This is a genomic window from Actinoplanes sp. 13 (assembly GCF_056134165.1).
The window spans coordinates 412,360-434,381 of record NZ_JBVYOQ010000005.1 but is presented as its reverse complement, the minus strand read 5'-3'; the positions used below and the strand labels follow the sequence as shown (position 1 = coordinate 434,381).

17 protein-coding genes and 3 pseudogenes are annotated in these 22,022 nt (G+C 69.9%); 8 read left to right on the top strand and 12 right to left on the bottom strand.

Annotated elements, in window-relative coordinates:
* Positions 1–34 precede the first annotated feature (34 nt).
* Both AC0NH5_RS14520 and AC0NH5_RS14515 read right to left on the bottom strand, forming a co-directional pair.
* A complete protein-coding gene (locus AC0NH5_RS14520) occupies positions 35–1,267 on the bottom strand; it encodes a tyrosine-type recombinase/integrase (RefSeq protein ID WP_474403736.1) in 1,233 nt (410 codons plus the stop codon).
* Positions 1,264–2,556: a pentapeptide repeat-containing protein gene (locus AC0NH5_RS14515; protein ID WP_474403734.1), complete on the bottom strand. Its 1,293-nt coding sequence runs from the start codon at positions 2,554–2,556 to the stop codon at positions 1,264–1,266. The genes AC0NH5_RS14520 and AC0NH5_RS14515 overlap by 4 nt, the downstream gene beginning before the upstream one ends.
* A 109-nt stretch (positions 2,557–2,665) precedes the next feature.
* Here AC0NH5_RS14515 and AC0NH5_RS14510 point away from each other — a divergent pair, with 109 nt between their 5' ends.
* Both AC0NH5_RS14510 and AC0NH5_RS14505 read left to right on the top strand, forming a co-directional pair.
* Positions 2,666–3,754: a hypothetical protein gene (locus tag AC0NH5_RS14510; RefSeq protein WP_474403732.1), complete on the top strand. Its 1,089-nt coding sequence runs from the start codon at positions 2,666–2,668 to the stop codon at positions 3,752–3,754.
* Positions 3,755–4,157: 403 nt separating this feature from the next.
* Positions 4,158–4,451, top strand: coding sequence for a hypothetical protein (locus AC0NH5_RS14505; RefSeq protein ID WP_474403730.1), 294 nt, complete (start codon positions 4,158–4,160; stop codon positions 4,449–4,451).
* A 133-nt stretch (positions 4,452–4,584) separates the two neighbouring features.
* Here AC0NH5_RS14505 and AC0NH5_RS14500 read toward each other — a convergent pair whose 3' ends face one another.
* The 3 genes from AC0NH5_RS14500 to AC0NH5_RS14490 all read right to left on the bottom strand — a co-directional run bounded on the left by AC0NH5_RS14500 (position 4,585) and on the right by AC0NH5_RS14490 (position 9,348).
* Positions 4,585–7,584: a tetratricopeptide repeat protein gene (locus AC0NH5_RS14500; protein WP_474403727.1), complete on the bottom strand. Its 3,000-nt coding sequence runs from the start codon at positions 7,582–7,584 to the stop codon at positions 4,585–4,587.
* Positions 7,585–7,805: 221 nt separating this feature from the next.
* A complete protein-coding gene (locus AC0NH5_RS14495; protein ID WP_474403725.1) occupies positions 7,806–8,303 on the bottom strand; it encodes a WapI family immunity protein in 498 nt (165 codons plus the stop codon).
* A gap of 67 nt (positions 8,304–8,370) precedes the next feature.
* A complete protein-coding gene (locus AC0NH5_RS14490) occupies positions 8,371–9,348 on the bottom strand; it encodes a hypothetical protein (protein WP_474403723.1) in 978 nt (325 codons plus the stop codon).
* Positions 9,349–9,584: 236 nt separating this feature from the next.
* Here AC0NH5_RS14490 and AC0NH5_RS14485 point away from each other — a divergent pair.
* Positions 9,585–10,127 (top strand): annotated as a pseudogene (locus AC0NH5_RS14485) (transposase family protein); the annotation flags it as partial.
* A pseudogene (locus AC0NH5_RS14480) lies at positions 10,108–10,245 on the top strand (transposase); the annotation flags it as partial. The pseudogenes AC0NH5_RS14485 and AC0NH5_RS14480, both read left to right, overlap by 20 nt.
* On the opposite strand, the gene AC0NH5_RS14475 reads toward AC0NH5_RS14480, so the two are convergent.
* From AC0NH5_RS14475 to AC0NH5_RS14465, 3 genes are all read right to left on the bottom strand, one after another.
* Complete coding sequence (locus AC0NH5_RS14475; RefSeq protein ID WP_474403788.1) at positions 10,246–10,452, bottom strand: hypothetical protein; 207 nt, start codon at positions 10,450–10,452, stop codon at positions 10,246–10,248.
* A 217-nt stretch (positions 10,453–10,669) separates the two neighbouring features.
* Positions 10,670–11,428: a YfbU family protein gene (locus AC0NH5_RS14470; protein WP_474403721.1), complete on the bottom strand. Its 759-nt coding sequence runs from the start codon at positions 11,426–11,428 to the stop codon at positions 10,670–10,672.
* 223 nt (positions 11,429–11,651) lie between these two features.
* Positions 11,652–15,332, bottom strand: a complete 3,681-nt coding sequence (locus AC0NH5_RS14465; protein ID WP_474403719.1) for a WD40 repeat domain-containing protein — start codon at positions 15,330–15,332, stop codon at positions 11,652–11,654.
* Between the two features lie 143 nt (positions 15,333–15,475).
* Between AC0NH5_RS14465 and AC0NH5_RS14460 the strand changes: the two genes are divergently transcribed.
* Both AC0NH5_RS14460 and AC0NH5_RS14455 read left to right on the top strand, forming a co-directional pair.
* On the top strand, positions 15,476–15,856 hold the full coding sequence (locus AC0NH5_RS14460; RefSeq protein ID WP_474403717.1) for a hypothetical protein: 381 nt from the start codon (positions 15,476–15,478) through the stop codon (positions 15,854–15,856).
* Positions 15,857–16,072: 216 nt separating this feature from the next.
* A pseudogene (locus AC0NH5_RS14455) lies at positions 16,073–16,150 on the top strand (helix-turn-helix domain-containing protein); the annotation flags it as partial.
* Here the strand turns inward: AC0NH5_RS14455 and AC0NH5_RS14450 are convergent.
* The 4 genes from AC0NH5_RS14450 to AC0NH5_RS14435 form a co-directional block, all read right to left on the bottom strand.
* The gene (locus tag AC0NH5_RS14450; RefSeq protein ID WP_474403715.1) at positions 16,120–17,016 is read right to left on the bottom strand and encodes a hypothetical protein; all 897 of its coding nucleotides are present in this window, start codon (positions 17,014–17,016) and stop codon (positions 16,120–16,122) included. The pseudogene AC0NH5_RS14455 and the gene AC0NH5_RS14450 overlap by 31 nt on opposite strands.
* 75 nt (positions 17,017–17,091) lie before the next feature.
* Positions 17,092–17,337: a TniQ family protein gene (locus AC0NH5_RS14445; protein ID WP_474403712.1), complete on the bottom strand. Its 246-nt coding sequence runs from the start codon at positions 17,335–17,337 to the stop codon at positions 17,092–17,094.
* Between the two features lie 84 nt (positions 17,338–17,421).
* Positions 17,422–18,228, bottom strand: a complete 807-nt coding sequence (locus AC0NH5_RS14440) for a DUF4158 domain-containing protein (protein ID WP_474403710.1) — start codon at positions 18,226–18,228, stop codon at positions 17,422–17,424.
* Positions 18,229–19,049: 821 nt separating this feature from the next.
* Positions 19,050–19,499, bottom strand: coding sequence for a WD40 repeat domain-containing protein (locus AC0NH5_RS14435; RefSeq protein ID WP_474403708.1), 450 nt, complete (start codon positions 19,497–19,499; stop codon positions 19,050–19,052).
* Positions 19,500–19,516: 17 nt separating this feature from the next.
* Between AC0NH5_RS14435 and AC0NH5_RS14430 the strand changes: the two genes are divergently transcribed.
* Complete coding sequence (locus AC0NH5_RS14430; protein WP_474403707.1) at positions 19,517–21,421, top strand: hypothetical protein; 1,905 nt, start codon at positions 19,517–19,519, stop codon at positions 21,419–21,421.
* Positions 21,418–21,897: a hypothetical protein gene (locus AC0NH5_RS14425; RefSeq protein ID WP_474403705.1), complete on the top strand. Its 480-nt coding sequence runs from the start codon at positions 21,418–21,420 to the stop codon at positions 21,895–21,897. Before AC0NH5_RS14430 ends, AC0NH5_RS14425 begins: the two co-directional genes overlap by 4 nt.
* The last annotated feature ends 125 nt before the right edge of the window (positions 21,898–22,022 follow it).

Genomic DNA, 22,022 nt, shown 5'->3' with positions numbered 1-22,022 from the left:
ATGTGTTCAGACGGGACGCTGGGTTCGGCCGGCGTCAGCCAGAGCCGGTTTCGGTGTCTCCCCGCCGCCGGCGGCTGGCACGGCGGGCGCCGAGCAAATGGCCGGGGTGGCGTTCCAGGTTGTGCCGGTCGCGGTCGTAGCGGCGGGTGGTGCGCGGGTCAGCGTGGCCCATGGCGTCCTGGACGTCTTCCAGGGGGATACCTGCGGCGCGAGCGCTGGTGGCGAAGGTATGCCGTAGCGAGTGCGGCGACAGCTGGCCGGCGGAGGCGATGCCTGCGGCTGCCGCGAGGCGGCGCAGGGTGGTGAACACCTGCGGTTCGCCAAGCCGGCCCGGCTCGCCGGCGGCGCCGGCGGTGGCGAACAGCGGTCCGGTCAGCGCGTCGACGGCGACGCTGGCTGCGGCGGCGCGGGCGGTCAGGTAGTCGTCGAGGGCTTCCAAGGTGTGCGCCGGCAGCGGCTGTTCACGTGTGCGGCCGCCTTTGCCGACGAAGGTCAGGGTACGGTGCCCGGCGTTGTAGCCGAGGTCGGCCATGTCCCGGCCGATGGCTTCGCCGACGCGCAGGCCGAGGTCGGCGAGCAGCCGGATCAGTGCCCGGTCGCGCAGCGCGGCTAGGTGCCGGGCGGAATACCAGCCGGTGAGGTCGGCCCGCCCGGCGGGGGAGCGCTGCTCGGCTTCGTTGTCGGCTTGGGCGAGGAGCCGGTCGACCTCGTCCTCGGTGAGCCCGACGGTGTTGGAGGTATGGGCGTTGACGGGCGGGCGTTGCACAGCGGCGACCGGGTTTCGCGCGGCTGCCCCGTCGGTGTTGGCGACCAGGTGGGTGTACCAGCTGGAGACGGAGGCGAGGGCTCGGGCGACCGTGCTGGCCGCAGCGAGCCGGCCGTCGGCACCGCGCCGTTCCCGCCAGACCCGGAACTGGGCCAGGTCAGTGGGCCGAGCGGTGAGCGGATCGAGACGCTCGGCCACGCACCAGTGCAGGTAGGTGGACAGGTCGCGGCGGTGCGCGACCGCGGTGTGCGCCGAGTTGCCCCAGGCTTGCAGGTTCCAGGCCACGGTGAGCCGGCGCACGCTGTACCGGGTGCCGTCGTCGGCGGGCAGTGCGGGCAGGTCGGCCGCCCAGGCGGCGATCTGCCGAGTCGCGACGGTCAACGCGTCGCCGGTCGCGGTCGCGGAGGACTGGATCGCGCGGGGCGGATTCCCGGGGCACCTGGACGGCGGGGCGACCTCAGCGGCCGGGTCCTGGCTGTCGGCGGGGTAGGGAGTGCTCATTCGCGGGGCTCCGGTTGGCGAGGATCCAGGTTCGGCGGAACCTGAGTACGGGCGTCCATGTCGGCGTAGCTGAGCTGCTCGATGGTCAGTCCGTGCACCGCACGCAGGTCGACATGCCGCAGCCGGGTGGCGACCAGACTGGTCCCGGTCAGATCGACACCGTCCAGCTTCGTCGCGGGCAGATCGGCGGGAGCAGCCGGATCGACCAGGTCGAGGGCGCTCAGGCCCTCGTCGGGGCCAAGGTAGGCGTCAGCCAGCTGGGAAAAGCGGACCTTCGCCGCGGTCAGGTCCGCGCCGGCCAGGGTGGCGCCGCGGAGCGAGCAGCCGCTCAGGTGGGCACTGTGCAGGTTGGCGCGGGTCAGATTGGCCTGGTCGAGATCGCACGACATCACGCTGGTGCGCGTCAGCACAGTGTCGCGGAGTTCCGCGTGCTCCAGAGCTGTCTCGACCAGCTGCGCGTGGCAGAGATCGGCGGCGTACAAACTGGCCCATCGCAGATCCGTCTCGACGACTTCGGCGTTTCTCAGGTCCGCCCGCGCGAGGTTGGCCTGCCGTAGGTCGGCGTGGTGCAGCACCGCCTCACGTAGATCGGCCTCGCTCAAGTTCGCCTTAGCGAGTCGCAGGCCGGTCAGGTCGGCATGGCTCAGGCGAGCCCGTGAGAGGTCGAGAGGGCGGGTTTCCTCCCGCTGAGGGCGGCGGCCGAGCACGGTGAGCGCGGCCTGGACGTCAGCGGCGGGCCGCTGACCGGCCCCGGTGGCGGGCGGCGGCACGTCCGGGGCGGGGGGCAGGTCGCGGGTCTGCTCCCGGATGAACGCTGCCAGCACCTCGAGCACGGTGTGATGGTCGCGTTCGGACTCGACCATCAGGTGCTCAAGAGCGTAGATGCCGCCGAGTCGTTCGGTGAGCTTGTCCGAGGCGAGCAAACCGATGGCCTTGGTGTAGCGGTCGGTGAGCTGGGCCCGGCGGGTCAGGTGGAAGGTACGCGCGGTGTATCCGGCGCCGGTGAGCAGCACCAGGCCACCGACACCGGCGAGCAGCACCTGCCGGGTGGCGTTGCGGGCATCGGCCTTGTCCTTGCCCTGTAGATGCTTGGCCGGCGTGGCCCACCAGGCGACCGGGCCGAGCAGCAGCACGAGCAGTCCGACCGCGGCGACGACAGCTAGTGGCGCCCACACCGCAGGACGTTGCGCGAGACGGGAGGACCGGCGTCCGGCCGCCAAGAGGGCGCTCAGCGACGTCCCTACCGCCGGGCTCGCCAGCAGGCGCCGAGCGAAACGCCGAATACTCATTGATACAGGATAACAGCCATTATCCTATGCCACTACGGCGAACACTTAAGAGTAACGGATATCGAATGACGGTTTTTCGATATCGTCGCATCGGAAATAGGATGACGACGTGACGATCTCCGAAACGCCTGCCGCCCGGCCCGGCCGTGCCGGGCGCCGCCCGGTCGGCGAGCGCCCCTGCGGCTACACCGCTTGCCCCGACCCGCTACCGGTGCACGACGGCAACGGCCGCCCGCCGCGCTACCACCTCGACGCGCGCTGGCCCGGCGGCAAGACCTGCAAGCAGATGGCCGCCGCCGCCCGCAAGGCCGCCCAGGACGCCGGCGTCAGCGCCCTGGTCGACCTGCTCGACGACCGCGCCGAAACCCTCCTGGAGGGCCTGGCGCCGCTGTCCGACGACCTCACCGAGGTCCTCGACGCGCTGCGCGACCTGCGCGCCGGCCTGCGCGACGAGGTCGCCGAGGCCGACCGGGCCCGCGCCGCCGCCGAGCAGGCCGCCCGCGACGCGTCCGAGCGGGCCGAGCAGGCCCTGCGCGGCCAGCGCGCTGCCGAGACCGACGCCGCCGCCGAGCGCCAGCGGGCCCGCGACGCCGAGACCCGCGCCCGGCAGGCCACCGCCGCGGCCGACGCCCGGGTCCGCGAAGCCACCGACCGGCTCGCCGTCGTCGAACGCGAACGCGGCGAGGCGATCGCCGCCCGCGCCTACGCCGACCAGCAGACCCAGGACGCCACCGGCCGGGCGGAGAGGGCCGAACAGGACGCACGCACCGGCCGCGAGACCGCCGACGGGCTGCGCGACCAGCTCACCGCCGCCCGGCAGGATCTGGCCGACACCCGGACCCGGGCGCAGACCGCCGAGCACGAGGCCGCCGGCCACCAGCGCGCCCTGACCGAACTGACCGAGCGCACCGAGCAGGCCGCCACCGACGCCGCGACCGCGCTGGCCGCCATGACCCGCGACCGTGACCAGGCCACGGCGGCGATCAACGCGCTGGGCCGGCGGCTGCGTCACCTGGAACAGCAGGCCGCCGCTGCCGCCGAGCGGGCCGACGGCCTGCAGCGTGAACGCGACGACGCCCGCGCGGCCGCGGACCGAGACCGGGAACGCGCGGACACCGCCGAGGCGCACCTGACCGCGTTCACCACCGCCCTGGCCGCCGGCCACTTCCGGGCCGACCCGCCCGGCGACCCGGCCTGATCCGTTCTCCCTGCGACCCTTTAGGCACACCGGAGAAGGGGAAGCGACCCGATGACCACGATGGGGGGCCCAGCGCGGCGCCGCCGGGCCGGCCGCGGCCGCCGTGCTCGCACAGCTGTCCCTGCCGTTCCTCAACCGCGACGCGGTCGCCGCCCTGCTCGACGTTGAGCCCAAAACCATCTCGCAATACCTGGCCGAGTCCCGGACTGGCGGCCGCTACGAACGGCACCCGTTCCCCGCCTCCGACGGCCGGCTCGGCCGCGCCCCCCTGGTGGCACCCCGGACGCGCCGACGAGATCCGCGACTGGGGATGCCCGACGGCCGGGCCAGGGCGCCGGCGGCGGCGGCCGCCCCCGGGTCCCATAGCTGAAGTCCTTGCGCCAGCCATCAGGAGGGCAGATCCATGGGTAACGCCGAGTTCGACCGTTTCCGGGAGCAGTTCGAGGCCATCCTGAACGAAAACCCGACCTACCGGGCGATGAAGCCGGTCGACATGAGCTGGCTGGTCGGCTACCTCCGAGTGGACCCTGCCACGGGCATCGCCCCGGGCACGCTCAACGCCGGTGCCAGGGTGAAGATGGTCAAGGTCGCCGATGTGCGCGGCGGGGTACGGGTGTCCGCCACCAACCCGTGGACCGGTAAGACCGTCGACTACACCGTCAAGGCCTCCGGCAGGAAGGTCACCGTCCGAGGCTAACCCCCACGGTCAGTCCGCGAGCTGCACCCCGCAGACGACACCCGATGCCGGGTAGACGCACCCGCATACGCGCCGGGACCGTTCCACTCCTCGAAGTGGAACGGTCCAGTTCCATGGAAGTGGAACGACAGCGTCACTGATTCTGGGTCAGCGCAGCGAAGTTCTCACGAACGACTTTGGTCGTCGGGTGGTCGGCGCCGAGCACCCGCCGGCAGCCGGTCATGGCCTGCTCGTACAGCGGAACGGCCCGGGCCAGGTCCCCGGCCGACCGGTAGGCGCCGGCGAGGTTGTTCATCGAGGTCAGCGTTTGCGGGTGGTCGTCGCCGAGCACCCGCCGGCAGCCGGTCAGGGCCTGCTCGTACAGCGGAACGGCCCGGGCCAGGTCCCCGGCGGACTCGTAGGCGCCGGCGAGGTTGTTCACCGTGGTCAGCGTGTCCGGGTGGTCCTCGCCGAGCACCCGCCGACGGTCCGCCAAGGCCCGCTCGAACGACGGAACGGCCCGGGCAAGATCTCCGGCCGCCCGGTAGGCGTAAGCGAGGTTGTTCATCGAGGTCAGCGTTTGCGGGTGGTCGTCGCCGAGCACCCGCCGGCAGTCGGTCAGGGCCTGCTCGTACAGCGGAACGGCCCGGGCCAGGTCCCCGGCGGACTCGTAGGCGCCGGCGAGGTTGTTCACCGTGGTCAGCGTGTCCGGGTGGTCCTCGCCGAGCACCCGCCGACGGTCCGCCAAAGCATGCTCGAACAACGGAACGGCCCGCGCCAGGTCCCCGGCCGACTCGTAGGCGCCGGCGAGGTTGTTCATCGAGGTCAGCGTTTGCGGGTGGTCGTCGCCGAGCACCCGCCGGCAGTCGGTCAGGGCCTGCTCGTACAGCGGAACGGCCCGGGCCAGGTCCCCGGCGGACTCGTAGGCGCCGGCGAGGTTGTTCACCGTGGTCAGCGTTTGCGGGTGGTCCTCGCCGAGCACCCGCCGGCGGTCCGCCAAGGCCCGCTCGAACGACGGAACGGCCCGGGCAAGATCTCCGGCCGCCCGGTAGGCGTAAGCGAGGTTGTTCATCGAGGTCAGCGTTTGCGGGTGGTCGTCGCCGAGCACCCGCCGGCAGCCGGTCAGGGCCTGCTCGTACAGCGGAACGGCCCGGGCCAGGTCCCCGGCCGACTCGTAGGCGCCGGCGAGGTTGTTCACCGAAGTCAGCGTGTCCGGGTGGTCCTCGCCGAACACCCGCCGACGGTCCGCCAAAGCATGCTCGAACAACGGAACGGCCCGCGCCAGGTCCCCGGCCGACTCGTAGGCGTAGGCGAGGTTGTTCACCGAGGTCAGCGTTTGCGGGTGGTCCTCGCCGAGCACCCGCCGACGGTCCGCCAGGGCCTGCTCGTACAGCGGAACGGCCCGCGCCAGGTCCCCGGCCGCCCGGTAGGCGTAAGCGAGGTTGTTCATCGAGGTCAGCGTTTGCGGGTGGTCCTCGCCGAGCACCCGCCGGCAGCCGGTCAGGGCCTGCTCGAACAGCGGAACAGCCCGGGCGATGGCGCCCTGCCCCTGGAGGAAGGCTGCTGCCTGGCTGTACAGACGGCCGGCCGTCGCGTCGTCGTCCAAGCCGCGACTGTGCTGGGCGAGGGCCTCGACATGTGGTGTCAGCAGCCGCCAGCGCGGCCAGTCGCCCGGCATCCGCCAGTCGTCCGGCATGGCGGCTTGTAACTGAGTGATCGCCTGAACGCGGGCGGCGCGGATGTCCTCCGCCCGCCGGTGCGGGTCGGAGGGCCGGTGCGGGCCTTCAGGGTCCGGGGTACGGGCAACCGCTTGCACCAGCCGGTGCACCGTCAACGCGTCCTCATCGACGCCGATCATGCTATACGCGGCGAGCCGGCCGATCGCCCGAACGACCGCCGGCGGGCTAGCCAAAGCGTCGAGCACGCTACGCGGGATGCCGTCCGCGGCGTACCAGGCCACGACCCGCAGGATCTCGCCCGCCAGCGGAGTGTCTGTCAGCCGGTCCAGGGTGACCCGCCACACCCGGGCAACCGTGAGTTCACCGTCACCCTCACCACCATGGGCGAACACGTCGGCGGGATAGTCCTTCAGCAGGTCCAGGTAGCCGTCCGGCGACAGGCCCGTCTCGGCCAGATACGACGCGGCCTGCTTCACTGCCAGCGGCAGACACCCCAGCTCCCGGCACACCCGGGCCAGCGCGGCATCGTCATGGTCGCGGCCGCCGTGCGCCAGGACCTGGCGCATCAACTCCACGGCGTCGTCCAGGTCGAGGACGTCCACGCTGACCGGTGTGGCGATACCCGCCCAGCCGGTGGAGCGCCGGCTGGTCACCAGCACCCGCCCGACACCCAGCCGCCTCACCACCGCGGCGACATCCTGCGGATCCTCGACGTTGTCCAGCACCAGTAGCCACCCATCATGCGACGCCAGCCACTGCACCGCCCGTTCCCGCAGCACCTCCAACGGCAGCCCCGCCGTCGCCGCAGGCTGCAACACGGTCGCGAACGCCGCCAGACCGGCGTCGATACCCGCCGGGGTATCCGCCTCGATCCACCACACCGGCCGGTACCGCGCCCGGTGCCGCCACGCCCACGCGGCCGCGAGGGTGCTCTTACCCACCCCACCCAACCCGTGGACCGCCTGTACCACCACGGTTCCCGGCCGCTCCAGCACCGCATCAAGCTGCGCCAACTGTGCGGAACGGCCCACGAACACCCCCGGAGATGGCACGTTGATCAGCCCGCCCGGCACTGGCACCGCCGCCGGCGCCGCCAGCTCCGGCGGCGCGGCCTGCTGCACGACGGTCGCACCGTCGCCGATCACCACCGGCCCCGCAATGGCCGCACCGTCCCCGGTCATCACCGGACCGTGCAGGGTCTGCGCGCTCACCGCACACTCCGCCGGTGCCGGTGCCGGTTCATCAGCGGCTGCCTGCCGGTCCCGGCGTTGCCGCACCAACGTGACCACGATGGTCAGCACAGCGACCACCGCGAACGCCCCGCCCATCAACCGCAGGTCATGCGCCCACCTCCACGACTCCGGAAGCAGGCCCGTGAAGACGTTCGTCAACGCCGCCAGCACGACGAACAAGAACGCCTCCAACAGCGGCAACCGCCACCACGGACGTCGATGCCCGCCATCAGGACCAGTCATCGATCCATCTTGGCCTAACCCGACCACCACCGCGCTGTTCGGCCCTTGAGTCTGGTGAGACCGCCAAATCAACCGTCGCGTATTCCGGGTTGCGGAGCCCACAGGCTCGGTGGCCTGGCTACTCTTTGTGGTCGCCGGGAGCGGACCAAGTGGCGCCCGACTTCGGCGGCGCGGCCGGTCGTGGTGAGGTGGTGATAGCCGGGCGCGGTAGCGCCGGGGAGTTAGTCGGTGCTCGCGAACGTCCGGCTGGGGAGAGCGTCCAGTTCCTGGGTCCAGGCTGTCGCGGCAGTGAGCAACTCGTCGGATCGCAGGCGCAGTTCAACGGTGTACTGCGCGGAATGCGAATTTTCGACACGCAACCAAGGCGGCGCGGCCTCGGCGGTGAACTCGACGTTGAGCACGAGTTCGTCGTCGCGGTGCGCAGCGACGGAGAAGCCAAGTACCGGTTCCATGAACGAGAGCGACGGTTCTACCTGCTCGCTGGGCACCGCTCGGCTTGACGTTCTCCAGTCCTGCGCAGCGTTGCGCAACCAGATTGCCAGCTCGCGGGCCTCTTCGATGAGTAGACAGGAATCGATGAAAAACCAGGCTTTATCGCCGAGGTTAACGGTGCCGTCGATGACCAGCCATCGGTCGTCCCAGGGCCCGGCGTCAGGCGGGAACTGCCAGCGCACCGGGCGTAGGCCCATGGTGACGCCGTCATTCCCCTCGATCAGCACACTGCGACTTTAGATCGTCTCCGTGCATGCCTGTCACAGCGGTATAGGGCGATGAACGGGGGCTGGACTAGCGACTTCCGTGATCGCCGGGCGCATAGCTGGACCAGGTTGTGCCGGCCTCGCGAGCAAGGCGGGTGGTGGTGACGTGGTGGTAGCCGAAGGCGGTGGCGACGACGGGCGCGGGCATGTCGAGCACGTGCTGGCGGATCGCGGCGGCGCGGCCCGCGGTGGCCGGGATGCCGAGAGCGTTGATGAGTGCGGACAGGCTGCGGGGGTGGATCGGTTGGCCGGCGCGGCGGCCGGGGAACAGCCAGCGTGATTCGCGGTTCGTGGCGGTGTTCATGTTGCCTCGGTGGGTGAGGTGCTCGATCACCAGGGTGGCGATTGGAGTGGGCATCGGGGATGGCGGGTCGCCGAGCCGTAGCAGGACCTGGTCGCCGTCTCGGATCACGTCGTCGATGGTGAGTCGGGTGATCCGGCTGACGGGCTGGGCGTAGAGCAGCAGGATCGCTGCGGCGGCCCGAGTGGATAGCAGGCCGTGTTGGCTGGTGAGGACTTGGCCGAGCAAAGCGAAGCGGTCGCGCTCGAGTAAGGGCGCGCCGCCGCGGCGGGCGGTCTTGAGCAGAGTGAACCGGCGGGTCAGCCGGGTCTTGGCCGACCATTGCAGGAACGCTCGGATGTTTGCGTGGTCGCTGACGGTGCGCTCAACGCACCAGGTCTCGACGTAGGCCGGGGTGCATTCGGGGAGCGTGAGGCCGTGGTGGGCGAGCCAGGTCAGGAGTGCGGTGGCCTGGAGGATCTGCTCGCCGGCGTAGCGGCGCCCGGCGGGAGTGATCGGCCGTTTCTCGGCGCGACCGCGGAGCCGGGGTAGGACGTGCCAGGTCGCGAAGCGGCGCAGGACTTGGGCGTGGTCGGGGTTGGTGATGCCGGCGAGGTGCTCGTGCAGCCATCGCTCGAGCAACAGGATCTGCTTGTCGACGCCGGGCAGTAGGCCGCAGGCCATGAGCAACTCGCGCAGGTGCGCCGCGGCGCACCACGGCTGCACGCCGTGGAATGCCTCGTGAGTCGGGCGCGGTTGAGCCGGAGACGTGCGGTCACTTCTCACCGACATTGATCACGGCAAACGACTGATCTTGGTGTCAGAACTCGCGAACATCCGGTGCTGTTTCTCGGTTCTGTCCCATGTAGCGTGATTGATCTTGCGATCGATGTTCGTCATGTTCGTTCGTTGAGTGACGGTGTGACGAGGTCATCGGCAAACTTCTGCCACATCTTGAGCAAGTGACGGTCGAGGGGATCACGGAGGCCGCCGAGGGCGTTCGCCTGTGGGCCGCAGTTCGGGGATCGAGATCGCGATGCCCTCGGTGCTCGGACTGGTCAGGGAGGGTGCACTCGCGGTATCAGCGGTTCCTGGCTGACCTTCCGATCGCAGGTCGGCTGGTGGAGCTATGCCTGACGGTTCGCCGATTCTTCTGCGACAACGTCGCCTGCGAGTCGAAGACATTCGTCGAGCAGGTCGAAGGGCTGACGCGTCGGCGAACTCGCAGCAGCGAGCCACTACGGGCGATGCTGACGTCGATCGGGTTGGCACTGGCCGGCCGCGCGGGAGTCCGGCTGGCCGCGAAAATTGGGATCCGGGCGAGCCGGAACAGTCTGCTTCGGCTGATCAGGGCACTTCCTGACCCGGTGCTTAGACCGGCGACGGTACTGGGAGTCGATGACTTCGCCATCCGGCGAGGTCAGAACTATGGCACCGTCCTGGTCGACTGCGAGTCCCGGCGAGTGATCGATCTGCTTCCCGGACGTGACGCGGCACCGCTCACCGCATGGCTGCACGGCCCACGAGACTCCGGAGGTCATCTGCCGGGATCGGGCAAGCGCCTATGCCGAGGCCGCCAAGACCGCAGCGCCTGGAGCGGTGCAGGTCGCTGACCGGTTCCACCTATGGCAGAACCTCGCGACCGCCGTCGATCGTCTCGCGAGACGTCACCGAGCCTGCCTCATCGAACAGCCCTGCATCGCGGCCGACGGCGATGCCGCGACGGCCACGGAGCCGATCGGCGCGATGGCACAACGCCGCAAGGCGAACCATGCTCTGGTCCACGAGCTGATCGCCCAGGGCGCCGGCTTCCGCCAGATCGCCCGCCATCTGGGCTGGAGCCGGGGGTTGAGGAACATCGGAACGGAAAGTAACGCTAACGATGATCTTGAGTCGGGAGAGCTCCGAGCGGACACGTTCGGGGTGAACCTCTACAACGCGGCCGGGTCCCTTCTCGAAAGGAGCCCGGCCGTTCGCGTGGATGGAGCCGGCCGACTGTCACACCTAGCTCGTGGTGGGCTGCGTCGGGGCTGCACACCCCAGTTGGTTACGGCCGGTGCGAAGGGTGCACGCGTGCCGCGGCGACCTGCTGCAACTCGTCGAGCGTCAGCAGGTAGTCGGAGCGGCCGAATCCGCGCTTGCGGCTGTCCATAACGCGGCGGAACTCGGCCAGCATCCGCGTGTAGACCTCGAGCATCAGCGAGTGCGAGTTGCCCTGGTCGTTCCGCTCGACCTGCGGCTTGAGTTCCGCCCAACGGTTGTCCCGCATCTGGTACTCGACGTAGGTCGCCATGTGACCTTCGAGCGCGTCGTTGTGGTCGAAGCCGCGGAAATCGAGCTCAAACGCCAACTCCTCGTTGACGGGCGTGCCGGCCTTGGCGAGGTGCTCGATGCTGAACGTGAGGATGCGGAACATCTGCAGGATGTCGGACACGCGGCCGCAGTCGCGCTTCGACAGCTCGGTGCGGAGGCCGGTGAACTCCATCGAGTACTCGGCGGCGAATCCCTCTTCGAGGATCATCGCGCGCTCTAGCTGATACTTCAGGTCACCGTCTTCCCCGTTCGCGTCTTCGGGCAGCACGCGCGCGAGGATGCGGTGCAGCAGCGAGAGCACCTGCCGATCGATGGTCCGCATGCTCTCGGGTGCGGGTTCATCGCCGCGCTTCGCCTCAGGCGTGTACACGGGCACGACCGCCGCCAGCAGTAGATTCCGAACGTATTCGCTGAGGGTGAGGCCTTCGCCGTCCGCCATTTCCTTGAGCTGATCGCGGACATGATCGTCCACCCGCACATTCAGAACAGCCATGCCGCTCTCCTCTGATACTGTATGACGCAACTCGTAATACCGTCATACAGTACAGCAGTGTTGCAGGATGATGCACATGTCAGTGCGGCCACCATCGATCGCAGCTGTCGATGTCCGCAGCCGTCTGCACGGATGTCCGCAGTCCTCTGCACTGATCAGATGGGACCGCTCGCCCTCCGTTCACCGGAATCTCGCCTGAGCCGCGGTACCGCCGACGACAGACTCATGCAGTGCAGGCGTCACTCACCGCACGGCATAGCTTGTCCATCGCTGACGTGGGTGTGGTGGCCGACACCGGCCATATACGTATGACGTGGTCCGCGCCGCCTGTAGCCAGCGTGTCGCCCTCTGGGCTGAAGGCGATTGCCTTCACGTCGTCGGAGTGACCGGTGAAGGTTGTCCGCAGCTGACCGGAGGCGATGTCCCAGAGTCGGGCGGTGTGGTCATCCCCGGCCGTCGCCAGGATGTCGCCGCTGGGGTGGAACGCGACTGCGCGTACCACGCCGGTATGGCCGTACAGAGTTGTTTGCAGACGCCCGGTCTCGGTGTCCCACAGGCGCACGGTGTTGTCGCTGCTCGCTGCGGCCAGTAGACGTCCGTCGGGTCGGAAGGCGAGCGCATTAACGACCATCGGCGCGGAGAACGTTCGCCGAGGTGTTTCAATGGCGGCGGTGGTGTTCCAGAGCACTACCGTGCCGTCCACGCTCGCAGTGGCGACGGTGCGCCCGTCCGGGTGGAATTTGATCGCAGTCAACCACCGGGTGTGGCCGGTAAGGGTGGCGCCGGGCGCGCCGGTACGGGTGTCCCACAGCTGTCCGTGGATGTTTCCGGTGCCCGCGACGGCCGAGCCATCAGGACTGAAGTCCAAGGCGTTCAGAGTCTCGGCCGGAAGCCATGCGCGCCGGGTCCGGGTGACGGCATCCCATAGCTCGAGCTGAGCGGTGTCACCGCTTACGGCGATCGTCCGTCCGTCGGCGCTGAAGGCGACCGCCGAAACGGCTTTGTTGTCGTCGTGGTCGAGTAGCACCTTCCCTTGTCGGCGAGTCAGGTCCCACAACCGCGCCGTCCGATCGTCGCCGGTCAGCAGCGTGCGCCCGTCAGGGCCGAAGGTCACCGCGTTCACCGCAGCGGTGTGTCCCGCCAGCGTCGCCTGGGGCAGCCCTGCGGTGGCGTCCCACAAGCGAACGATTCCGTGCGGCGAGCCGACGCTGGCAGCGGTGGTAGTGGCAAACATCCGGCCGTCAGGACTGAACGCGAAGCTCTCCACACCGGTGCCGGGCAGTATGAGACGCGTTCGGCGGGTCTCGGTGTCCCAAAGCCGAAGGGTCCCGTCGAGGTCTGCCAACGCCAGCGTGCGGCCGTCTGGGCTGTACTCCACGCTGCTTACTTCTGGGACGGTGGCCTGAATCCGTCCAGTGGCAAGGTCGTGCAGGCGGGCGGCGGTTCCGTCCGCGGTGGCGACGACGCGGCCATCGGGCGCGATCACTCCGCAGTAGGCGGCACCATCGACTACGCGGCTACCGGCCGGGCCCCAGAGGCGCACGACGTTATCCCAGCCGCCGGTGACGACGGTCTGCCCGTCCGGCGCGAAGGTCACGCAGTTGACGGCGTCGGTATGACCGTGCAGAACGCTACGGGCGCGTCCGTCCGCTGCGTTCCATAGGCGCACGACGCCGTCGATGCCACCGGTGGCGACCGTGCGTCCGTCCGGGCTGAACTGCACGGCGTTTCCCCCGGCCAACGTCGCTCGCACCTGCCTGGTCTCGACGTCCCATAGGTGCGCCGTGTCGCCCTGGGAGGTGGTGGCCAGAGTCCGCCCGTCCGGGCTGAACGCCAAGGACCATCCGGACGACTCCTGCTCCGGCAAGGACGCCACCACCTGGCGGGTCGGCACGTCCCACAGCAGTACGGCGTTCTTATCACTCACCGTGGCCAGGGTGCGGTTGTCGGGGCTGAACGCGAGCGGCGACCCGCCCAGCGCGCTATCCGTCAGCCGCGCGAGAAGCGGGGATTGCGCCGCCGCGTACAACGCCCCGGTGGCCTCGGCGGTGGCGCTGGTCCGGTAGGCGCGCGCGGCCAGCACGGATGCCTGGTCGGGGTCGATATTGAACTGAGCCGTGGACTGAGCGGCCAGCTGGCGCGACAACGCTGTGCGCTGCGCATCGACGGCGCTCTGCCGTTGCCACAGGGCGACCGTCGCGGCGGTCACGGCCACCGTCAGCAGGGCCGCGAGCACGGTGGTCAGGCGCCGGGCGCGCCGCATCGCGGCGCGCTGCGCGTGCTGCGAGGCGGTCAGGAACTCGGCGAGATGCCGAGGCAGCCGCCGCTGCCGGGACCAGTCCAGCCCCTCCGCGAGGTCTGTGCCGTGCAGTAGGTCACCGCTGTCGCGCCGCTGCGACCAGTTCGCGTACCGCTCGCCGGCGCGCCGCAGCCAGTCCTGGAACCGGTGATCCTGCGCGACCCAATCGCGCAGGACCACCCACTCGCGGATCAGCGCCTCGTGCACCAGTTCCGCGACGGGCACCCCGCCCGTCGTCCCCGTCGTCACGATCCGGTGATCAGTGAGCACCGCGAGCACTTCATCAATGTTGCCGTCGTCCGCGACAAGGTCGCGCAGGTCCGCCAGGGGCACCTGCTGTCGTGTGGCTGGAACGCGCCGCGTCTCGTCAGCCGGCCGGACCAGGGCGGTCAGGACCTCCCGGACGGTCGGCCACTGCTCGGACGGCAACCGTTCGACGGCGGAGTCACACCACGTGGCGACGGCCCCAGCTACACCGCCGACGCGCTGGTAGGCGTCGTGAGTGAGCAGGCCATCGCTGCGCCGCTGCCACAGCTGGCCGAGGGTGAGTTCGAGCAGCGGCAGAACGGTGATCGGGGCGCGGCGGAGCCAGCCCGCGTCGGGCTCTGCGCCCAGTACGTCGGTGATGATGCGCTCGGCCAGCCCGTCCTCACAGCGCAGACCTACCGCTTCGGCGGGCTTGAGGATGATCTCGCGTAGTTCATCGACGTCCACCGTCGCCGGCACGTTGATCAGGCCTGGCATCAGCGCTTGCAGCAAAATCGGCGCCTCGGAAGCGAGTCGAGGATAGAAGTCGTCACGTAATACCAGGACCACGGTCAGGCCCGGCGTGCCGATGGCCGCCGTCAGCGGTGCCAGCTCCCCGGTCGCGGACGCCGGGCGGGTCAGCGCCTCCTCAAGCTGATCCACGACCAGCATCAGGCGCGTCCCGTCCGGCTCGGCCGCCAACCGGGCCGCCACCGCGTCCGGAACTACGCCGGGCAGCCCGGCACGATCCAACTCGGCGCCGAGATCCTTGCCGGGACGCACCAACACCGGCACCCATCGGTCACTTCCCGGCACTGTCCCCGCGGCGAGCGCTGGCATCACTCCGGCCTGGACCAGTGATGTCTTGCCGGCTCCTGACGGGCCGAGGATGAGCAGCCCTTTGCGGTACGCGATGAGGCCGGCGAGGACGTCCCGGACCGCTCCACCACGGCCGTGGAACCAGGGGCTGTGCTCAGCGGCGAAGGCCTCCAGCCCGCGATAGGGGCACCGGTCCGTGCGCACGACGCGACGGCGCCCTGCTCGCAGAGCGGCCAGCTCCCGCGTCATCTGCACGTGCCACTCGCGCCACGGCCGCAGATCCGGGTCACCGGTCGCGCCGGTGTGCAGGGCACACGCCCAAACGAACGCCTCTACGAACTCCCACGTCGGGACTGACCGTCCGGTGAGCTTGTCCTGCAGCGTTCCCCGCGTATACGGGGAACCGACCTTTGCGGTCAGCCGTACGAGGTCACGTATCGACGGAGTACCGGAGTCGGCCTGCAAGCGGCGGAGCCGCTCGGCGAAAACTCGGACGGGATCAGCGTGGTTCTCGGCGTGGACAGAGCTGTCAGTTTCCACCTCGTTGACCCTCCTCACGGTGCCGCGGCGTTGCCTCCTGTCTGGATGTCGTCCGGGAACATCGCCGGACGGCAGCTCGGACAGGTGTTGTGGGCCTACCACATCGGATCCTCTGGCAGGACCTACACAGGGAGGCAATTGTCATGGCGTGGCGTCTAGTTGCTGGACGAAAGGTCACAGTCAAAGAGGGAGACGGCCCGGTAAACACGGGCATGCAGGTAATCCAGGGCGACACACTGATCTTCAACGCTTCCGGCTCAATCTGGGCGGGCGTCTGGTTCACAGGTGAGAACGGCCCAGAAGGTTGGAGTAACCGCGACGGAAACCGCAAGTTCCTCCTTCCTGGAGCGCACCCTTACCAACTGCTGGGATTGCTGGACAACGGTCACTTCGAGATCGGCCGGTCGTTGCGTCTGGATGAAACGGCCAACCAGGGTCTGCTCCGACTGGAGATCAACGACGATGTGCATGGGAACGGCCACGGCGCCTTCCAGTGCACGATCCAGCACTACCGCAACGACTGATCGGCAGTGAATCGGCGCAAATCGACTTCTTGTAATGGTCGACTAGCGCGGCGAGTTGTGGGCAGACCAGGGTCGGAACCTCAACCGAGGTTCCGACCCTCCCGCGTCACCGCACAATGCTCAACTGATGGAGGCTCAGGACCGCAGTGGACGCCGCCGTGAGCCTCCGAGCAGGCGCAGCAGCTACGCGACCGGGTCGCCGCCGGCGAGAAGAAATCCGCCCTTGCCCGGGAGTTCGGCATCAGCCGCGAGACGGTCTACAGCTACCTCCGCCCTGCAGCCATCGCCGGCTGACCAGAGCCGAGCACCCTGTCGAGCTCGACGGCGTCCGGCAGAAGGTCGGCCGGGACGCCGTTGTCCTGCAAGAAGGCGATCTCTCGTTCCCATACTTCCCGGCGGCCGCTGCCCATCGTGAGCAGCCCCAGAAGCTGCCGGGCACCACCGGGTACGGTCCTGGCCTCATTGAGCGCGGCCTCCGCCGCGACGGTGAGGTCGGGCCACGCGGTGCCGTGTGGCGCCAGCGGGTCACCGGCATACGCCCACCGCGGCGGAGCCGGTCGGATTGCGGGTTCGAGGACGCCGCGAGCGGTGATCCGGCCGTCGGCGGCCAACTGCAACGCGACCGCCGCGGCGTTCAGCATCGTCTCCTGGGCGGGCCACTCCATCTGCTCGTACGGCTTCCAGGTGCCCATACCGGCTCGGACCGGTTGCCCGACGGTCTCCCAGATCAGTTTCAGCATGCGGCCTCCGACCTGGCCGGCGGTGCTCGGTGACAGGCTCACCTCGTGCAGCAGCGTGCGCAGCAGCCGGAACCACACGCCGACGTGGACGTCGCGACCCGGCAGGTTGACCCTGCCGGTAAGCAGCGCCTGCCGGGTGTAGCGGTCCAGGGCAGCCAGCGGCTCGGCCACTGGCATCGGGTCCGGCGGCCGACCGTGCAAGGCGATCGCGATGTCGACGGTAACGGCGTCCTCCGGCCTGCAACCGTGCTCGCCGCAACTGACATCAGCGGAAGCCGGCCGACCAGCGCCCGGCCTCGACCAGGCAGCACGGCGCAGATCGGGCAGGTCCGGTTCATCCAATGCCGTGGCAGCCACGGCCCACGCCAGAACCGGTACCTGCTCAGCCCGTTCCCGGTACTGGCGCGGCGCGAGCAGCACCGAGTGAGCTCGGACGTAGTTGTCGAACGAGGCCTGCCGGTCCGGCGCGTCCAGGGTGTCCAGCAGCCACGGCCGCTAGCCGGCCAGCGTCGTCGCCTGGATCTGGGCGAGGTCGACGCCGGTCCGCTCGGCCAGCGCGGTGAGCATGGCCGCGGGCGGGTCGTGGTCAAGGTCGTCGGGCACGGTGAAGCCGACCAGGCCGAGGTTGTCGGCGAGCAGGCGGGCCACTGGCAGGTGGTAGAGCTCGGCGAGGCGGGCAAGCCACGACGACAGCGCTTCCAGCGGGCCGGGCGGCGGGTGCAGCGGCCACCGCGGTGTCACACCAGTTCCCGCTCGAACAGCCGGCGCCGCTCGGTGGGCCCGAGGTATGAGGCCAGCAGCAGGGTGCGCTGGTTGATGGCCTCCTCACCGGAGTCGATCGCCGCGATCGCGGCGTCGGTGAGTAGCCTGGTCAGCTCGCCGATCGTGCCCTCGCTGCGGGTCAGCAGGTAGAGCGCCATCTCCTCGGTCGCGATCGGCGACGGCCGGCGCAGCGGGAACGAGGCGGCGAAGCTGGCCAGCAGCGAACACGGGTGCCGGCGCACGTAACCTCTCCAGCTGCGAAACCCGGGAGCCGTCAGGCACGTCAAGCAGGTCCTCCAGCAGCCGGGCCTGATCAGCTGACACCAGGGCGGACAGCCGCTCGTGGAGCCGGTCGGTTGCCTGCGCCACCAGCCGGGCCAGGGTGCTCACCGCAGGGAGCAGCACCTTGCGCTCACGCAGCCAGCCCACCGCCGCGTCGAAGATCGCCTTCGGCCCGTCCCCGGTGGTCCACGCCCGGTCGTCGATCCAGCGCGCCAGGTCCGGCTCCGCCGCAGCGAAATCGGTGTATCCGTACACCCGGGCGATCTCGCGCTGGTGTTCGAACCGAGTCGGCCGGCGCCGCAGATACTCCTTGGCCACCGACGGATCAGCCGCACCGACCTGCGCCGCGACATAGTCGACCGCCTCGGTCGGCACATCCAGCGGATCCTCCAGGAACAGGCCCAACGCCCGGACCGTGGCCACCTGCAACCCGAACCCGATCCGGTTCTCGTCCCGCCGGCGCTCGACGATCAGATCCCGGTCCGCGTCGTCGAGAAAGAAGAGGCCTTCCAACTCCGTCGGCGTCAGCCCGGCCGGAAACCGGCAGTACGCCGCGGCCTGCTCATCGGTAAGGAACTCAACCGGCACAGGCCGAAACGGTAGAAGAGATCGAACATGATCGAAGCCGGGTTAACGGTCAGTCGATCACGACAACCGACGTACCCCGAACGTGTCGAGCCGGAGCCCCGACCCAAGATCATCCTTAGCGTTACTTTCCGTTCCGATGTTCCTCAACGGCCTGCTCGCACAGCTGTCCCTGCTGCGCGCCCGGTTCACCCCCTACCGAGAAGGCCGCCTGCGCCCCGGCGCGACGATCCGGCGGGGGACTAGCGATGGCCGGCCCGCCGACCGACCCGGCGCGGCGGTGAGGAGCTGGTCGTACTTCTCCAGCGACGGCGGGCCCGGGCGCCGGTCCGGAGCAAGCCGGGCCAGGGTGGCGTCGAGCGCCGCCTGGCCGTCACCGGATGGGTCCCTGAACCAGCAGGGCGGTCCAGTACGGGTCGCCGACGCCGTCCTCGTCGTCTTCCCAGACGTCAACGGCCCGGCCGGTCAGGTCCGTGATGACGGCCGCGGCCGCCGTCTGGGCAGCCAGGATTGTGCGGCGCCGCCGGGCCGCTTCGGGGCGGGTAGTCGTCGACGCCGCGGTGCTCGCCCTGGACCACTACACCTACCAAGGGCTGACTACCGGCCGGGTGGGTCCGCCGGCCGCGACGTTCACGTCGGTCGCTGGTTCCGGCTGCTGCGGACCCTGCTCGCCGAGGGTCGGCGAGGCGCCCTCGCAGGTCGGTGCCCTCTCGGAGACCGGGGTTTTCCGTGGGAGGGCGCCCGGGAGTGTCAATCAATCTCGAACGAGATTCCTTAACACCACACCGCATTGCGGAGTCCGCTCGTCGTGCACGCAAGGCCCATCAACGGGTTGCTGGACATACCGGCGAACTGGTGTTCGCCGACGGCAAATATCTCTCACGTTCGGTCGGGGTGAGGTCACGCCGTAACCGGTCGCAGATGAATGCGACCATCTCCGACGAAGTCATCCCGGCACCCACCCACACCCGCACCGTGTTGTCGGCGCTGGCGCTGGCCAGCTGTCTGCCGTCCGGGCTGTACGCCACGTCGTACACCGCGTCGGTGTGGCCGGTGAGGGTGCGGGAGGCACCGGTGGCCAGGTCCCACACCCGCACCGTGCCGTCGGCGCTCGCGCTGGCCAGCTGTCTGCCGTCCGGGCTGTACGCCACGTCGTACACCACGTTGGTGTGGCCGGTGAGGGTGCGGGAGGTGCCGGTGGCCAGGTCCCACACCCGCACCGTGCCGTCGCGGCCGGCGCTGGCCAGCTGGTTACCATCCGGGCTGTACGCCACCGCGGACGCCGCTGCCGGTGGTGCAGGCCGCCACCGAGGAGGGGAAGCCCGTCGCGGCGCTGGCCACCGCCGTGACCAGTCCGGCCGCCGCCGCCGAGATCCAGCGGTACGCCGTCGACCAGCTCGAGAAGCGCGGTGGTCAGCGGCCCTACGACCTGGTCGAATCGCTGATCCAGGAAGGCCAGCGCGAAAGCACCATCGTGGTGCTGCAGCTGACCGAGCTCACCGGCGCCGACGGCGACTACCACACCTGGCGCGGTTTTCAGGTCACCGGCAACAACCGCGCGTATGCCCGGCTGTTCGGCGTGTTCGGGATCAACCCGGCCGACCTGCTGATCGGTGTGCCGCAGCGACTGATCCCGCTGCCCGGCGAGGGCGAGAACACCCACGCGCGGATCATCTCGCTGGCCGAAATCTTGCGGCGGGTCAGCGCCAGGCTCAACGCCGAGTACGACGACCCCGACCGCGACCCGGAGGGCCGTGCCGCCCGTGCCGCCCGGCTCGCCGACGTCGAGGCCCGGGTCGTGGTCGGCGTGCAGGACCCAGCGCATCTGGAGGCCGCGCTGCGCGACCTCAACGTGCACGAGCACTTGCGCGGCCAGCTCGCCTACGACGACGAGGACCGCGCCCTGGGGCTGTGGTCGACGGTGGTCAAGGCGTACCAAACGGCCGGCCGGCTCGCTGCGGCGCTGGCCGCAGACATCACCAAGGGGCGGGTCAGCGCCGCCGATCTCGACGAGGCCGGTATCGCCGACGCGCTGGTCGGCGCCGGTCCGCTCGACCCGCTCGCCGTGCTGTTGACACCGGGTGAGCCAGCCACCGCGATGGCGCTGCGCGACATGGCGATCCGCTGCGCGACCACACTGATGTTCCCGCCGGTCAAGGAGCCCGACGAGCGCAAGAGCTACCAGCGGGTCGATACCGGCCAGGACTGGCCGATCGTGCGGCGCACCTTGCAGGAGGCCAGCTGGAGCCAGCAGAACGGGGCGAAGGCGGTGCGCCGCACCGAGGTGTGGGCGGCCGTCGTCGCGCAGCACTTCGTGCACCGCGGGAACCTGCTGGCGATGCGCGGCGCGTTCGGTGCGCGGGACGTGCAGTACGGCGTCAGTGCCGATGCGCGGAGCCTGACCAACCTGATCAACGCATGCCGCGACGGCGTCAAGGGTGCTTGGGAGACGCTGGTGCAGCGGCACCTGCTGCCCGGGCTGGTCAACGCCCCGGAGCCGTTCATCACCGCCGGGCAGGGGTCCGAGGTCGGACCTAAGCGCAAAGGTGTGCGGCGTACGCCCGCCAGCGCCGTTGACGCTCTCGTGCACGCGTACAAGGAGCCGAACGCGAAGGTCAGCCGAGAGCTGCTGATCGCGTTCGCGATCAAAGTGCTCGAGGCGCCGGACGCCACGACCGGGATCAAGGGGATGCCGGGCACCTTCTGGGCGCCCGGCCTTGACGGTGAGCCGCGGACCGGTGTGCTGGCCGACAAGAACTGGTTCGACGCGACGTTCCCGCCGCCGACCGGCGCCAAGCCCAAGCCGACTGACGGCGACACCGAAGACAGCGGCGGTGACCAGGACGACAACGGCGGCGACGCAGGTGCCGAGGGCGGGAGCCAGCCGCCACCGGACACGATCACGACCGAGGACGAGATCGTCGAGGACGCCCTCACCCGCATGGTCCGGCTGCGCGGCGAGATCCCCCAGAAGATGAAGACGATCACGGCAGCAGCAGGCCAGCTGAAAGTCGACTTCGAGGAACTCGTCGAGGTGATCACCGAGGCAGCGGCGGCCCGGGTGGAGGCCGGGGCCATCGAGGTGCCGGTCGACGTGCAGAAGGCGCACACCGACGAGCTCAAGGAGATCAAGGCCAAGATCAACGAGGCCGTCGGAATGCTCGCCGAAGCGATCGTGGCGGTGACCGACCTGTGAGGGGCATCGACACCGAGCTGGTCGCCGGCCCGGCGGTCGACCGCACCTCGCTGCTGCTGCTGCGGTCTGCGCTGGGCATGCTAGCCTTCGCCGGGATGCCCCGGCGCTACCCACTTGGCCCGAACACCGGGCGGACCACACTGAGTGAACTGGCCGACGTGCCCAGCGGGCTGTATCTGGCCGTTGACGACGCCGACCGGGTGCGCTGGCTGGGTAAGGCCCGTCGGGCCGGCGGCGTCGGCGCTCGCCTCGGCGAGCACCTCGACCGCCCGGAACGCGCGGCCGCGTTCGCCGCGGTGTTCGTGGCCGAGGCCGACCCCTACATCAGCGGCCCGGCGATCGCCGCCGCAGAGGGTTACGCCGCCGACAGGCTGCAGCTGCGCGGCCGGCTCGGGCCGAGGACCTGGCCGTCCGCGCACAACTGGGCGGTCATCGTGGGCGCGGCCCGGCCGTCCGGGGCCCGGCCCCGGGCCTGACCGGTGTGGGAGGGTCTCGGCCGACTTAGCCGAGACCCTCCCACGGACCGGTGCCGGTACCCCGACCGAGCTCGCGACAGAGAGGTCCCCGAGTCGCCTGTGAGGGCGACACGGGGACCTCGTCG